The sequence below is a fragment of the Candidatus Avelusimicrobium aviculae genome, from assembly GCF_949292495.1.
Lineage (GTDB): Bacteria > Elusimicrobiota > Elusimicrobia > Elusimicrobiales > Elusimicrobiaceae > Avelusimicrobium > Avelusimicrobium aviculae.
Map to the genome: position 1 here is coordinate 64,637 of NZ_CASEZB010000024.1, position 13,843 is coordinate 78,479.

Consider the following 13,843-nt stretch of genomic DNA (forward strand, 5'->3'; position numbering starts at 1 on the left):
TTAATTTACCTTGTACAAGAACTCGTTTGTTTGTGCGTAGTGGTTTATAATTTCCACGGCGCGCTGGGCCACGGCGTCTTGGGCTTGGTCCGTAGAGGCGCCTATGTGGTGGGTGCCGTAAAAATCCACTCCCTCAAAGGGGGAATAGTCAAAGGCGGTGTCTGTGGCTTTGGGCTCTTTTTCATACACGTCTAAAGCGGCGCGGATTTGTTTGGCTTTCATAGCTTGGACCAAATCCTGCGTGTTTACCAGTCCTCCGCGGGCGGTATTAATAAAGATAGCCCCGTCTTTCATGCTGTCAAAAAATTTTTTATTAAACAGCCCGTGTGTTTGGGGTGTATCTGGCAAGTGTACGGTGATGGCGTCGCACTGGGCGGCCATTTGGTAAATATCCGTATATGGGGTAATATGCAACTGGGTAAAAACTTCCGGCTTGTCATACGGGTCATACGCTACCACTTTCATGCCAAAGGCTTGGGCGCGTTTAGCCACTTCTTTGCCTATGTTTCCCAACCCGATAATTCCCAGCGTCCGCCCGAAAATGCCTTTTGCCTTGCTGTATTTGGATTTGTTCCATACGCCTTGGCGCAGGTCATTTACATTGTCGTATATGTGGCGGTCCAGCGCCAGCAGCAGGGCCATGGCCAGTTCAGCCACCGCTATGGAGTTGGTTCCCGGGCAGTTGCAAACCGCCACGCCTTTTTGGGCGGCGTGTTGAATGTCTATGGTGTCATAGCCGGCCCCGGCGCGGATGATTAGTTTTAAATGGGGGGCGGCGTCTATCACGGCGGCGGGCACTTTGGTGCTGCGCACAATTAAAATTTGCGTATCCGCTACGGCTTGGGGGAGGGTGTTCTCGTCCAACGCGGGGTTGCTGGTTACCGTATGGTGTTTTGCCAGTTCTTCCGTCCAGTGGGCGGGAAATTTGTCTGCGATTAAAATATTCATAAAATCTCCTTTATTTGTTTGCGCGTAAATCTTTTACAATCAGGTCAATGCATTTAAGTAGTTTTTCAAACTGTTCGGTGCCGTTAATGTCTACAAACGGGAAGCAGCCTATGCGCAAAGAATTTTGTTTAACGGAGGAGTATTTTTTTACCCCGTCCGCCAAGTTAGCCAGGCCCGTGGCTTTTAACGCGGCGGAAATATCCGCGTCTTTAATGGACGGGTCAGTCACTTCCAGCGTAAGGGTGGTGTAAGAGCGGAATTTTTCGTCTTTAATCAGCGGGGCCAAATAATCGCTCTGGCGGGCAAAGTCCAATACGGCTTGGGCGTGCTGGCGGCATAAGCCGTCCATAGCGGCCAGGCCGCCGTTATCCAACATCCATTTGCAGGCTTCGTTGAACATCCAAATATTGGTGGTGGAGGGGGTGTTTACCGTTTGGCATTTTTCCTGCGCTTTTTTAACGGCTTCCGCCAAATCCAAAGAATAAGGAATCGTGCGGTATTTTTTTACTTCTTCCAGGCGTTTTACCGCTTTGGGGCTTAAGATAATTACGCTGCTGCCCCCGCCTACGCCAAAGCATTTTTGCATGGAGAAGAGCATCACGTCAAAGATATTTTTAGGCAAGTCCCGCCCGCCGGCGCAGCTGGTGCAGTCCCAAGCGATAAGGGTGTCTTCTCCTTTGGATTTCCAGGCATTTTCCAAATACTCATCGGGTATTTGCACGCCGGTGGAGGTTTCGTTTGGGGTGAGCACTACCAGGCTGGCGTTAAAATTGGGTTTTTCGGAAGGGAAAAACTCGCCTTCTTTGGCTTCTTTAAATTCTTTGGTGACGCTGTCCCCCAAGCGGGAGGCTATTTTTTGGCACCATAGTTTGGAAAAAGCCCCAAAGCTCAGGCCGGAAACGGAATTGGTGACCAAATTCCACATTACCGCGTCCAGCGCGGGGGTGGCCCCTCCCAAGAAGAAAATAACGGTATAATCCTCCGGCAGAGACAACAGTTTTTTTAAATTTTCTGTGGCTTCTTTATACAAGCCTTCGGTGGAAATGTCTTTAGCGCGGTGGCTGCGCTCAAACATGGTTTTATAAATAGGTGTTTCCCTAAGTATTGGATGCCCTTGGCTGGGGCCGCAGGTAAAAGTGGATGTAGGTAATAATTCTACGGGAATTTTAATCATAACAAGACCCTCCTTCACGTTTAAAAAATCTATTTTATATAAATGTTCTTTTTATTGTATAAAAGTTTTTTCTTGCCGGCGTATTTTTTTAGAAGATTTTTTCTCTATCCGTTTTATAGAAAATATCTCAGGATAAAGAACTAATGGGTTTTTGGCGTGCGGAGTATAGGGTATTATAAAAAACCCCCGGTCTTCAGGCCGGGGGTAGATTTTATTTTTTGTAAGCGGCGGCCAGTTCTTCTTCCAAAATATCCGGTGCTACATCACCGATGGCCATTATTTTTGCGTGGAAATCCGCCTCGTCAAAATGTTTGCCGTATTTCTTTTGGTATTTTTTATGCAGGGCGTTAAGCGTGTCAAACCCTACCATATAACTTACGGCTTGCCCGGGGTTTAAAACGGACGCTTTAATAATACTTTTCGCTTCTTCTTGGTTAAAACCGTTTGCCTGCATAAGGAAAGTCATCGCGTCTGCATAAGAAAATTGGCGGGTTTGTAAATTTAAATCCACCAATGCCGCCACTACCCGGCGGTAATCTTCCCACGCTAAAAACAGTAAATCCATATCGGTAATAATCAGGCCGTTTTCCGCCGCCAAATGCTGGGCGTACACGCTCCAGCCGTTGGCCAAGGTGGGCACGGGGTAGCGTTTGCGTATGGGCGAGGCGTTTTGCCCGTATACGGACTTATAATAAAGCCCCGGCACCAGCTGGCCGGCAATCATTAATTTGCGGGCGGGTTCATTAAAATCTTTTTCCAGCATTTCGGCGCGGGATATTTTGTTTCCGCTGGGCATGCGTACAAAAAAATCAAAAGTGGGCTGATTTTGCGTGCCATACGGAGGAACGAACAAATAAGGCGTTAGGTACGCAAAGTAAGCGGGCATCGGTTTAATGTTAAAAGAAACATTGTTTTTAGGCAATACCTTTTTTTGCACCAAATCCGTTTCCCAATTTTGGGCTTGGTTTTTAATGCTGGCCAGCAGGTTAATATTAGCCGGTACGTCTAAAGCCAACCGCCCGCGTACGGCGTAAAAATTAGCTGCCGTGGGGAGAGGTTGGTTTTTGGCTATTTTTTTCTTTTTATTTTTCTTTTTGGCTACGGGAGCGTTCCCTTCCACAGTTACCGTTTCCGGGTCTTGCGCGGCGGTAAAAGGTTCCAAGGCAAAGTATAGGTTTTCGCGCGCTTGTTTAAATTGCCGGGCTAAGGTTTTGCGCAATTTTTCGGTTTTGGTGTTAATAAAGTATTTGTTTTGCAATACAAAGCGGTAGTCTTCTTCCCCTAGGCGGAAATCCGGCGTGTCTTCTGCCTTGGAAAGCGTTTTAAAATAATCAAACATGTCTTTTACGTCTCTGCGGGCTTGGTTGGCCGTGGAGGCCGCTTCCTGGCGGGATATTTTGTCCTCCGCCGTGGTGTTTAACTGGCTGACCAAGTCATCAAAGGACAAATACGCATAATAAGCCCGTTCCATGGCCAGCTGCGCCAAGAAAGCAGAGGGATTTTTCAAATTATTTTTGGCTTCTTTGGAGGTTACGCCTAAAGAGGAGGCGCGCTGTGCCAAAGCGGCGTTTTGGGCAACCGGCGCGCTGAGGCGTTTTAACATTAAGGAATAGACGGAATCAAGCGCTTGGGTGTAGTAAAGCGGGTCCAGCGCCAGGCGGTTGCGGGACAAACTCCACAAGTCATAATTAATCCGGGCTTGCAGCACATTAAAATCCGCTTCTTTGGAGGGGGAAAATTCGCTTAAATCCAATTCCGCCATAGAAGTTTTAATCCCTTCCAAAGCGGTTTTGACTGCTTGTTCTTGGGCTGAGTTGCGGGTATTTAACTGGCTGTTGGCGGAGGAAAACCCAATCAGGGTGGCGCGTTCCGGCAAAAAGGTGAGTACCGCGGAAGCGTGGCGGTTGGCTGCGTCCATTAATACATTGTCTTGCATCATGTCGTCAATATCGTTAAATACGGCGAAAGGGTCTTGCTGTGCGGCTGCCGGCAATACGGTGCAAAGGCATAGTAAGGCGGCGGATAAGGTGTTTTTCCAGTAGTTCATACAAAAAAGCCTTCCTTAGTTTGATTTTCTTTTTATTATACAAATTGTTCACAAAAACCGAACAGATAAACTTTTGCGTCCTCCAGATAAATATGATAGAATAAAAACGTCAAAACAGAACGTGCGGCGGGGCTTCCCGCGGCCGGTTCCAACCAAGGGGCCGGGCCTGACCTTTCAGCGCGTTTTTTGCTATAATCTAAGTATATCCTTATTACGGGCCATTAGCTCAGTTGGTAGAGCAGACGCCTCTTAAGCGTAAGGTCGTGAGTTCGAGCCTCACATGGCCCATATTAATTTTCGCTCAATTTTAATAAATAAGAGAAACAAGGACGGATGGCGGAATCGGCAGACGCGTACGCCTTAGGAGCGTATGGAGAAATCCTTGAGGGTTCAAGTCCCTCTCCGTCCAATTCTTGAACCGAACAGGAGTGTAATACATGTCTATTTTCAAAACCGCAGAAGCGGGCGAAGTAAAAGCCAAACAGCTTTCTAAAGAAGGCTGCAAGGTTACGTTAGCCGTAGAGGCTACCCCCGCTCTGGTAGCAAAAAGCTTTCAAAATGCCGCCGTACAGGTGCAGTCCCGTGCGCAAATGCAGGGTTTCCGCGCCGGGAAAGTTCCGTTGGATTTGGTCAAGCAAAATTTTGGCGGCCATATTAAAGAACGCGCTTTGGATTTAGTAGTAAAAGCGGCTATTACCGGCGCGTTGGAAGAAACCAAATTAAACCCCGTTACCGTGCCCGTGCTTACTAAAGGGGATTTTTCCTCTTTCAGCGAAGACAAATCCTTTTCTTTTGAAATTGCCGTGGATGTTGCCCCGGAATTTGACGTAAAAGATTACAAAGGCATTGTGCTTACCAAAAAGACGGAAACCGCTACCGATGCCGAAGTGCAGGAAAATTTAGAACGCGTATTGGACGCCAACGCCCGCCTGGAAACCGCTGATGACGGCGCCGTGGTGGACGATAAATGCTACGCCGTGGTGCATTACAAAGGCAAAAGAAACGGCACGGAAGATTATAAATTAAGCGCTGACAGCGAGCTTATTGATATGGCCGCCCCGCAAACCATGCCCGGATTAGCCGAAGCGGTAAAAGGCATGAAAAAAGGCGACAGCAAAACCTTTGAAACCAAAGAAGGCGAAGATACTTTGTCTTTTGAAGTAACCGTGGACGAGATTAAAAATAAAGTATTGCCCAAATTGGACGATTCTTTTGCCAAAGACATGGGTTTTGACACGTTGGACGCTTTAAAAGCCAAAGTGAAAGAAAGCCTGGACGCGGAAGCCAAACAAAACGCCCGCCGCGCCGAAACGGCTGAAATTGAAGACCATTTGGTAAAAATGAATCATTTTGATTTACCCCAAAGCTTGGTGGACGAATATACGGAATCTTCTTTGCGTAACTTCGTTACCAGCATGACGCGCATGAAACCCGAACAGCTTACCGCCGAACAGCGCAAAAGCTTTGAGGAACGCATCCGCCCGTCTGTGGAGAAAGATCTGCGCGTAGGTTATATTATCCACGCCATCGCCAAGAAAGAAAACTTGGAAGCCACCGAGGCGGACTGGAAAGCCGAGCTGGACAAGAGCTTAGCCTCCAGCAGCGGCAATAAAGCCGAAGAAAAGAAAATTAAAACTTTCTTTGATGAACGCAAAGCCCACATTATGGCCACTTTGTCTGAACGGAAAGTGTTTGATTTCTTAAAAGAACAAGCCGTTACTAAATAAGACAAGTTTAATTGTATGCCCTTGGCCCCGCAGGGTGTTAAAAGCGGGGCCGCGGCATCTGTTCCCCAAAAATACGGGTGGAAAACAAAAATTTGCAGTACCGTCGTTTTGGGTTATCCCAAGGCGATTAGTTTACCTCAACCGGGGAAAGCGGTTCGCTTTCCCCGGTGTTTTTATGCCTAAAAGCCACTTTGTCCGGGGGGTTGTGGTAGCGGTTTGGTGTAGTTATTATGGTTTCCGTTACATCCTTTCCAGCTATAAGGCGGGCTTGTGCCGGGAGCCCAAGGGGAGGACTCGGTCTTTTGTGGAAACCTTGGGCATAAGCATGGCGGTAAATAGCCAAAAGAAGCGCCTTAGCCGTATTTGGGGGGACTATACGGCCCTTGTATAGACACGGGCGGTAAAAGCATATGTACTTCCTGCGTTTCTTTTCTTAAACGCCAGTGAAAACCAGCCCGCCCAAAACACTTTGTGCGTACTGCTTAAACCCCCATGTAAAAACCCCGCCGTTTGGCGGGGTTTTAAGGGGTTATTTATTTTCTTTTTGTTTTAACGCCGCTTTAATCAGCCCGTCAAACAGCGGGTGCGGGCGGAGTGGGCGGGAGCCGAATTCCGGGTGGAATTGCACGGCTATAAAATAGGGGTGGTCTTCCCGTTCCACAATTTCCGGCAGCACCCCTTCATGCCAGCCGGATACTTTCAGCCCCGCTTCCCGCAGTTGTTTTACGTATTGGGGGTTAAATTCGTAACGGTGGCGGTGGCGTTCCACAATTTGGTCTTTGCCGTATAATTTGCGCGCCAGGGAGCCTTGCTCCAAATCGGCCGTGTAATTGCCTAAACGCATGGTACCGCCTTTATACACCACGTTCTTTTGCTGGGGGGTTAAATCTACCACCGGGTCTTTGGTGGTGGGGTCAAATTCGGTAGAGTTGGCGTCATGCAGGCCGCACAAATTGCGGGCGGTTTCTATTACCGTGCACTGCATGCCCAGGCAAATGCCCAAAAACGGCACTTTGTGTTCGCGCGCGTATTTAATGGTGGCTATTTTGCCGTTTACGCCGCGCCCGCCAAACCCGCCGGGAATTAAGATGCCGTCCACATTTTGCAGCTTTTCTTCCACGGCGTCTTTTTCCGTGTTTACAAACACAATGTCTATTTTTGCGTCATTGTTCATGCCGGCGTGGCGCAGGGCCTCGCTGATGGATTTGTAAGCGTCCTGCAGTTCGGAATATTTGCCGGCCACGGCGATTTTAACGCTTTTGGAGGGGTTCATGGCTTTATCAAAAAATTCAAACCATTTAGGGTCCACTTTTTGTTTGGGGGTTAAGCCTAAAAGCTCTATGATTTGCTCGTCCACTTTTTGTTTATAGAACATTTCCGGTACGTGGTAAATGGACTTGGCGTCCGCGCATTCAATCACCGCCGGCACCGGCACGCTGCAGAAAAGGGATAGTTTTTCCCGCAAATGTTGGGAAAGCGGCTGTTCCGTGCGGCAAATAAGCATGCTGGGTTCTATACCCACTTCACGCAGTTTGTTTACGGAATGTTGGGTGGGTTTGGTTTTCAGTTCCTGCGCCACGGCAATGTAAGGCACCAGTGTGACGTGTACGCAAATGACGTTTTTGGCTCCTTTTTCCAACCGCAGTTGGCGGGCCGCTTCCAAAAACGGAAGGGATTCTATATCCCCCACGGTGCCGCCTATTTCTATAATGGAAACGTCCACTTCGTTTTCAAAAGCGGTGAAGCGTTTTTTGATTTCATTGGTGATGTGCGGAATTACCTGCACGGTGGCGCCCAAATATTCCCCGCGGCGCTCTTTGTCTATTACCGTTTGGTAAATGCTGCCGGCGGTGTTGGTGTTGGCGCGGGTCATGTTTACGTCTAAAAAGCGTTCATAGTGGCCCAGGTCTAGGTCGGCCTCGGCGCCGTCCGTGGTAACGAACACTTCCCCGTGCTGGTAAGGGCTCATGGTGCCGGGGTCCACATTAATATACGGGTCACACTTAATCATATTTACTTTTAGCCCGTTCAGTTGCAGCAGTTTGCCTATGCTGGCGCCGGAAATGCCTTTACCCAGCGAGCTGACCACTCCGCCTGTAATAATAATGAATTTGCTCATAAAACCTCTCCTTGTGCTGTGTATAAAGGGGAAGCTCCCGCTTAGGCGGGAGCCCCGTTATTTAGTTTGTAAATATTTTTCTGCCGCCGCCAGGTCCGCCTCGGTATCTATGGCCGGGCCGGAGAGCTCTATTTGCGCGCATTTTATCGTCATGCCGGCTTCCAGCGCGCGCAGCTGTTCCAGCTTTTCCAGTTTTTCCAACGGGCTTACCGGAAGGTGGACAAATTTTTCCAACGCTTCCCGCTTGTAGCCGTAAATGCCGCAATGCTTCCAATAAGGAGCTTTTTGGGCGGCCTCGTCCGGCTGGCGTTTGTACGGAATACGCGAGCGGGAAAAATACAGCGCTTTCATTTCCGGCGTAAGCACCGCTTTTACGCAGTTGGGGTTGTCTATAATTTGATCATCCAGCGTGGCAATCACCGCGGTGGCGATATCGCAGGCCGGGTCGCTCTTTAAAATATCCGCCATTTTGGTAATGGTGGAGGGGGATATAAAAGGCTCGTCCCCCTGTACGTTAATGATGTATTTTTCCGTACGGCCTTGGGCGGCCTCGTAAATACGGTCCGTACCGCTTTGGCAGGTCTCACTGGTTAAAATGGCTTTTGCGCCAAACCGGGCGCAGGCTTCCACCACCAACGGGGATTCCGTAGCTATCAGTACGTCTCCCACGCCGGCTTTTAAGCATTGTTCATATACATGCTGGATAACCGGCTTGCCCGCCAGCTTTTTTAAAATTTTTCCCGGCAAGCGGGAGGACCCGTACCGCGCGGGTACGGCTATTAAAACGTCGCTCACGGCAAAACTCCTTCAATTTCTTCCACAGTGGCCGTGGCCGTGCCGGATTTACCCACCACAATCCCTGCCGCATAGTTGGAAAGGACGGCCGCTTCCTGCAGGCTGGCCCCGGCCGCCAAGGCCAGGGTAAGCACGGATATGACCGTATCTCCCGCGCCGGTGACATCAAACACTTCCCGTGCGGTGGCTTTTACCGTAACGGGGGTTTTGCTGCCTTTTTCAAACAGGCTCATGCCGTCTGCGCTGCGGGTGATTAGGATGGAATCGGCATCCAGCATTTTTAAAATTTTATTGCCCAGTTCGGTAATGGCATCCTCACCGCTGCGGGGGGATTCCCCTGCCCCTTCCCATGCTTCTTTGGTGTTGGGAGTCATGCAGGTAATGTGTTTGTATTTTTTAAAATTGTCTATTTTGGGGTCTACGCAAACAGGGATTTTTTTCTCCCGGCACATGGAGATGATGTCTTGAATATTATGATCGCTCAGCATGCCTTTGCCGTAGTCTGACAGAATAACCCCTTTGGCGGTTTTTAGCGCGGCTTTAAAACTCTCCATGCATTGGTTGCCTACGCCGGAGTCCACTGTTTTTTTGCTTTCCCGGTCAAAGCGAACAATTTGCTGTTGTTCCGCCATCACGCGTACTTTTTGGGTGGTGGGGCGGTTGGGGTCTTCCGCCACGCCGCGCAGGTCTACGTTTTTATCGCGCAGGAAGCCTTTTAACATTTCTCCGCCCAGGTCGTCCCCCACTACGGAAACCAAAATAGGTTTGGCCCCCATGGCGGATAAATTGACGGCCACGTTTCCCGCCCCGCCGGCTACAAAAAATTCTTTTTTTACGGCTACTACCGGTACGGGGGCTTCGGGCGAAATGCGGGTAACGTCCCCTTTAATAAAATGATCCAACATAATATCGCCCACAACGATAACAGGCTGGTTTTTAAATGAATGCAAAATCTCTTTTAATCTTTTGGTAGGTACGGTGGTCATAAACCTCTCCTTGTTATATCCCATTATAAAATATTTACTAGCGCGTTTACAGCCTTTTATATTCCAATAAAGTGGCCGATACGCTGCCTATAAAAACTTCCGTTTTCATCTTAACGGGCATGCGGTATTCATCGTCTGTCAGCCAAACGGTCAGGCTTTTGCCTTTGCTTACAAAAATACCTTCCCCCCGCAGCTGGGGTTCCACCACAATGCAGTTAAATTTTCCCGCCGGGGTTTTTATTTTTTCTTTGCGAAGCACTTTGACAATCAGCGGGTATTGTTTTTCCCGGTTGACAATGTCAAACACAATGTCTTTGCCCACTTCCAGCTTTTGTGCGCGTACAAAGTATAGAGCGGATAAAAAATCCGCCACGGGCGAGGTCAGTTCCCCGTTTATTTCCCGGGGAGCAGGGTCTTTTTTTTGTATTTGGCCGTAGTAGCGGTTTTCCTGCGGGGCAAAGTTTACCCACTCGTCGCGCTTATAACTGCCTTCCCGCACGCTTTGCCCATAGCCCAAGGAATAAAATGTTTGGGTGTCTATCCAGGATTGGTTGATGTCACGCACTTTAAAAAACGCGTCAATCACCGTGGCGGAAAATGCCGTGGTTTGTATTAAATAGGCTAAACGCCCGTCTATATCCACCACCCCGCGGTTGCGTATATAAGCCGTGCCCGCTTTAATAAACGTATAGTAAATGCCGTATTTTAATTGTTCCCCGTCCCACGGGGCGCCGGCGCGGGCGGAAGCGTCCGGCGTTAGATAAGCGTAAGGGTTTAACAGGCGGCCTTTGGTATCTATTAAATCTTCATCTTCAAAAACAGGGGTATCTTGGGGCAATGCTTTGGGTGCGGGCGGGTTTTCTTGTGTTGGGGCGGCTGCCGGATTTTTTTGTATGTTAGCGTCTTCCGGTAAAGTTTCTTGTTTTGGCTGGGGGGCAGTTTTTTCGGCGTTGGGCTGGGGGGAGGAGGCGGCTTCTGGCTGCGCGAGGGGTGCTTTTTCCTGCTCAGCGCCGGCGGCGGTTTGGGTTTGCGGCAAAGCGGCTTGCGAGGCGGGAGCGGTTGTTTGCGGGGTGGTTTTGCAACCCGCTAACAGCGCAACCAAAACCGTCAGCAGTCCTAATTTACGCATGGGAAGAATCCTTTTCTATAAATCTAGCCGCGTTTAGCATATTATTGGCTATTTTAGTGGGTTTTAAATCCGGATATTTTTTTAAATGGTGTTTGCCGTTGGCGGTAGTCATTAAGATGGTTTTTAGGCCTAAGGTTTGGCCAAAAATAACGTCCGCCTTTTTGTCTCCCACCATATACGATTGCGCCACATCCACCCCGTATTTTTTTATTAGTTTTTCACCCAGCAAAGTACCGGGTTTGCGGCAGGCGCACGCCTCTTGCGGGGCATGGGGGCAATATACAATATCTTGAATGATTACCGGTTTAAGCAGCTGGCGCAGGCGGGCGTGGCAGGCGTCTACTTCCTTGGCGGTAAAATAACCCCTCCCGATGCCGGACTGATTGGATACGATAAAAAAAGAAAAGCCTAATTTTTGCAATTTTTTTAAAGCGGGCAAAACCGTTTTGTAGGGGATCACTTTGGCGGGGTCGCTTAAATAAGTGCCCGGTTTTTCGTGTATAAGGGTGCCGTCCCGGTCAAAAAATACGGCCTTTATTTTAGGCTTCATTGGGGTGTTCCTTCAAATAACGCTCCCCTTCCGCTTCGCGTTTCCAACGGTTGTGGGCCCACAGCCAGGAAGCAGGATTTTCTTTCAGCCAATCTTCATAGCAGCCTACCAATACTTTCGTAAACTGGCGCATACTTTCCTGGGAAAATTCTTTGGGCGGCATTAGCGGGTCATGCACAATACATACGATTTTTCCCATTTTGCGTACCACTTGCACCGGAAACACCGGCACCTGCATTTTTATAGCCAATAAAGCGGTAATGGGGGAGAAGGCCGCCACACGCCCCATAAAGCGTACCCACACTTCGCTGGAGGTTGCGTTTTGGTCTGTCAAAATGCCCAAAAGTTTTCCTTTTTTCAGCCAGCGCATAGAGGCAAAGAAAGGTTTGTCCTCATGGTTGCTGTAAAAAGTTCGGCCGGTGAATATATTGCGCAGACGGTTGGTTTCTTCGTCCACATACGGGTTGTCTACCCGTTGGGCCAGTACGGCTTTGTCCACGCCCCAAACGGCGCCTGCCAGGCCAAAGGCCTCCCAATTGGTAAAATGGCCGATGTGTATGATGCCGCCGGTTTTTTTAGTTTGGGCGTCCAGCATTTTTTCCGCGCCGATGATGTCTACATATTGTTTAAACTTTTGCGGTTTCATGGCGGTTAAGTGGATAAATTCCGATAAAATAGCCCCCATGTTGCGCCAAGATTCCAAGGCAATTTCATACACTTCTTTAGGGGATTTATCCGGAAAAGCGCGCTGTATGTCATACATGGTGCGCTTAAAGCGTTTGGGCATTACAAAACGTACGGAACCCGTGGCAAACCGTCCGGCCGCCACGGCCCAGGAATAAGGAAGCAGCCTTAAGCCAAAACAAACGGTTTTTAGGCCCAAATATTGAATATAATGAGAAGGAGTTTTTTGAAAACGCATATCTTATTATAACAATTTTCTATTGGGAGTGTATTGTGAGAAAGAAAGGCCGCATAAATGCTAAAATAAAATAATCGCCAGATTTTAAAAAAGAGGTTTTTTATGGACTTGCAAGAAGTAAGAACGAAGCTGCAAAATTCCGCGCCCGGCCGGTGGCTTTTATTGGGGGCCAGCAAATTATACGGCGCCGCCGGCTGGCTGAACCGTTTTGCTTACCAAAACGGGTGGAAAACGGTCAGAAGCGTAAATTCCCGTGTGGTGTGTATTGGCAATATTACGGCAGGGGGCACCGGCAAAACCACGGCGGTTTTGTTGGCGGCCACCGCTCTGGCCAAAGAGGGGCTGCGGGTGGCTATTGTTTCCCGCGGGTATAAACGCCAGCAAAAAAGCAAAGAAGTGGTAGTACTGTTTGATAACCCGGACGCGGACTGGAGAAGCGCCGGGGACGAACCTTTTATGATGAGCCGCGTGCTTAGCCAGTATAAAGTGCCGGTGGTCATCTCGCCGGACCGGGCCGAGGCCGCCACCGAAGCCCTGCGCCGCTTTAAAAGCCAAATTATTTTGTTGGACGACGGTTTTCAACACCACCGCTTAAAACGGGACGCCAACATCGTGCTGGTGGACGCCAAAAACCCTTTTGGAAACGGGGAACTGTTGCCCTACGGCAACTTGCGCGAACCCCTGACGGCTTTGCAGCGCGCCGCCCTAGTGGTGTTGACCCATTGTGACCAGGCCACCCCGCGCGAACTGGAAGACATTAAAGACAAAATCCGCGAATATAACGATGAAGTGGAAATTTTGGAAAGCGAACACAAGCCCGAATATTATTTTGACGTTTGCAAAGGGCGCAAGGTAGACTTGAAAGACGTGCAGGGAGAGGCCGCCTGCTTCTGCGCGTTGGGGCACCCGGAAACGTTTGAAAAAACCCTTGAAAACCTGGGTCTTACGCTTAAGCAGCGCTGGCGCTTTCCGGATCATCAGTTCTACACGCCGGAGCACTTGCGCACGTTTGAGGAAACCCGCGGTTCCCTTCCGCTTATTACCACGTTTAAGGATTTTGTAAAATTCCCCGACAACTGGCGCGAGATTTTAACAAAAGACGTATATGTTTTATCCGTCAATTTAAAAATACGCGGCGGGGAAGAGCAAATGGATAAATTTACCCAGGTGCTGTACCCCAAATTTTCCAAACGCAAATAGTTTTGTTTGTGCGTAAACACCCCCATGTACATGGGGGTGTTTTTGTATATAAAGCCCCGGGTTTGCCGGGGATATTTATGAATAAAAAACCCCGGTTTCCAGCCCGGGGTTTTTATAACTACTGCTCACAATAAACCCCGGGCGTAAGCCCGAGGGATGGAGTGTGTATCCCCAAATCTTCATATTTAGTACCATCTCAATATGGAACTTACCAAATTAAGTCACTGCGTTTATCACTGCCGATAC

Annotated in this window: 11 protein-coding genes and 2 tRNA genes; 4 read left to right on the forward strand and 9 right to left on the reverse strand. The window is 49.1% G+C overall.

The window, feature by feature from the left end:
* The 3 genes from ACQY33_RS06130 to ACQY33_RS06140 form a co-directional block, all read right to left on the reverse strand.
* On the reverse strand, positions 1 to 948 hold the full coding sequence (locus ACQY33_RS06130; RefSeq protein ID WP_428074965.1) for an NAD(P)-dependent oxidoreductase: 948 nt from the start codon (positions 946 to 948) through the stop codon (positions 1 to 3).
* 10 nt (positions 949 to 958) lie between these two features.
* Entirely contained in the window at positions 959 to 2,122 is a 1,164-nt protein-coding gene (locus tag ACQY33_RS06135; RefSeq protein WP_428074967.1) for an aminotransferase class V-fold PLP-dependent enzyme, read from the reverse strand.
* Positions 2,123 to 2,333: 211 nt separating this feature from the next.
* Positions 2,334 to 4,169 carry a DUF885 family protein gene (locus ACQY33_RS06140; RefSeq protein WP_428074969.1) on the reverse strand — a complete coding sequence of 612 codons (1,836 nt, stop codon included), beginning with the start codon at positions 4,167 to 4,169 and terminating at the stop codon, positions 2,334 to 2,336.
* A gap of 215 nt (positions 4,170 to 4,384) precedes the next feature.
* Here ACQY33_RS06140 and ACQY33_RS06145 point away from each other — a divergent pair.
* The 3 genes from ACQY33_RS06145 to tig all read left to right on the forward strand — a co-directional run bounded on the left by ACQY33_RS06145 (position 4,385) and on the right by tig (position 5,896).
* A tRNA-Lys gene (locus ACQY33_RS06145) sits at positions 4,385 to 4,457 on the forward strand.
* 39 nt (positions 4,458 to 4,496) lie between these two features.
* A tRNA-Leu gene (locus ACQY33_RS06150) sits at positions 4,497 to 4,578 on the forward strand.
* Between the two features lie 28 nt (positions 4,579 to 4,606).
* Positions 4,607 to 5,896 carry a trigger factor gene (tig, locus tag ACQY33_RS06155; RefSeq protein ID WP_428074971.1) on the forward strand — a complete coding sequence of 430 codons (1,290 nt, stop codon included), beginning with the start codon at positions 4,607 to 4,609 and terminating at the stop codon, positions 5,894 to 5,896.
* A 529-nt stretch (positions 5,897 to 6,425) separates the two neighbouring features.
* Here tig and ACQY33_RS06160 read toward each other — a convergent pair.
* Genes ACQY33_RS06160 through ACQY33_RS06185 form a run of 6 tightly spaced genes read right to left on the reverse strand, consistent with a single transcriptional unit; the run spans position 6,426 to position 12,397 of the window.
* On the reverse strand, positions 6,426 to 8,015 hold the full coding sequence (locus ACQY33_RS06160; protein ID WP_428074973.1) for a CTP synthase: 1,590 nt from the start codon (positions 8,013 to 8,015) through the stop codon (positions 6,426 to 6,428).
* Between the two features lie 57 nt (positions 8,016 to 8,072).
* A complete protein-coding gene (gene kdsB / locus ACQY33_RS06165; protein ID WP_428074975.1) occupies positions 8,073 to 8,810 on the reverse strand; it encodes a 3-deoxy-manno-octulosonate cytidylyltransferase in 738 nt (245 codons plus the stop codon).
* A complete protein-coding gene (gene rfaE1 / locus ACQY33_RS06170; protein WP_428074977.1) occupies positions 8,807 to 9,796 on the reverse strand; it encodes a D-glycero-beta-D-manno-heptose-7-phosphate kinase in 990 nt (329 codons plus the stop codon). Before rfaE1 ends, kdsB begins: the two co-directional genes overlap by 4 nt.
* Before the next feature lie 46 nt (positions 9,797 to 9,842).
* Positions 9,843 to 10,925, reverse strand: a complete 1,083-nt coding sequence (locus ACQY33_RS06175) for a DUF3108 domain-containing protein (protein WP_428074979.1) — start codon at positions 10,923 to 10,925, stop codon at positions 9,843 to 9,845.
* Positions 10,918 to 11,475: a D-glycero-alpha-D-manno-heptose-1,7-bisphosphate 7-phosphatase gene (locus tag ACQY33_RS06180; protein ID WP_428074981.1), complete on the reverse strand. Its 558-nt coding sequence runs from the start codon at positions 11,473 to 11,475 to the stop codon at positions 10,918 to 10,920. Before ACQY33_RS06180 ends, ACQY33_RS06175 begins: the two co-directional genes overlap by 8 nt.
* Positions 11,465 to 12,397, reverse strand: a complete 933-nt coding sequence (locus ACQY33_RS06185; RefSeq protein ID WP_428074983.1) for a lysophospholipid acyltransferase family protein — start codon at positions 12,395 to 12,397, stop codon at positions 11,465 to 11,467. Before ACQY33_RS06185 ends, ACQY33_RS06180 begins: the two co-directional genes overlap by 11 nt.
* Positions 12,398 to 12,499: 102 nt before the next feature.
* Between ACQY33_RS06185 and lpxK the strand changes: the two genes are divergently transcribed.
* Positions 12,500 to 13,597 (forward strand): tetraacyldisaccharide 4'-kinase, encoded by a 1,098-nt coding sequence (gene lpxK / locus ACQY33_RS06190; RefSeq protein WP_428074985.1) that lies wholly within the window; start codon positions 12,500 to 12,502, stop codon positions 13,595 to 13,597.
* The last annotated feature ends 246 nt before the right edge of the window (positions 13,598 to 13,843 follow it).

Bases quoted from the DNA above. Each gene is read 5' to 3' on its own strand.
- ACQY33_RS06130 (WP_428074965.1), bottom strand. From the start codon at position 948: ATGAATATTTTAATCGCAGACAAATTTCCCGCCCACTGGACGGAAGAA.
- ACQY33_RS06135 (WP_428074967.1), bottom strand. From the start codon at position 2,122: ATGATTAAAATTCCCGTAGAATTATTACCTACATCCACTTTTACCTGC.
- ACQY33_RS06140 (WP_428074969.1), bottom strand. From the start codon at position 4,169: ATGAACTACTGGAAAAACACCTTATCCGCCGCCTTACTATGCCTTTGC.
- tig (WP_428074971.1), top strand. From the start codon at position 4,607: ATGTCTATTTTCAAAACCGCAGAAGCGGGCGAAGTAAAAGCCAAACAG.
- ACQY33_RS06160 (WP_428074973.1), bottom strand. From the start codon at position 8,015: ATGAGCAAATTCATTATTATTACAGGCGGAGTGGTCAGCTCGCTGGGT.
- rfaE1 (WP_428074977.1), bottom strand. From the start codon at position 9,796: ATGACCACCGTACCTACCAAAAGATTAAAAGAGATTTTGCATTCATTT.
- ACQY33_RS06175 (WP_428074979.1), bottom strand. From the start codon at position 10,925: ATGCGTAAATTAGGACTGCTGACGGTTTTGGTTGCGCTGTTAGCGGGT.
- ACQY33_RS06180 (WP_428074981.1), bottom strand. From the start codon at position 11,475: ATGAAGCCTAAAATAAAGGCCGTATTTTTTGACCGGGACGGCACCCTT.
- ACQY33_RS06185 (WP_428074983.1), bottom strand. From the start codon at position 12,397: ATGCGTTTTCAAAAAACTCCTTCTCATTATATTCAATATTTGGGCCTA.
- lpxK (WP_428074985.1), top strand. From the start codon at position 12,500: ATGGACTTGCAAGAAGTAAGAACGAAGCTGCAAAATTCCGCGCCCGGC.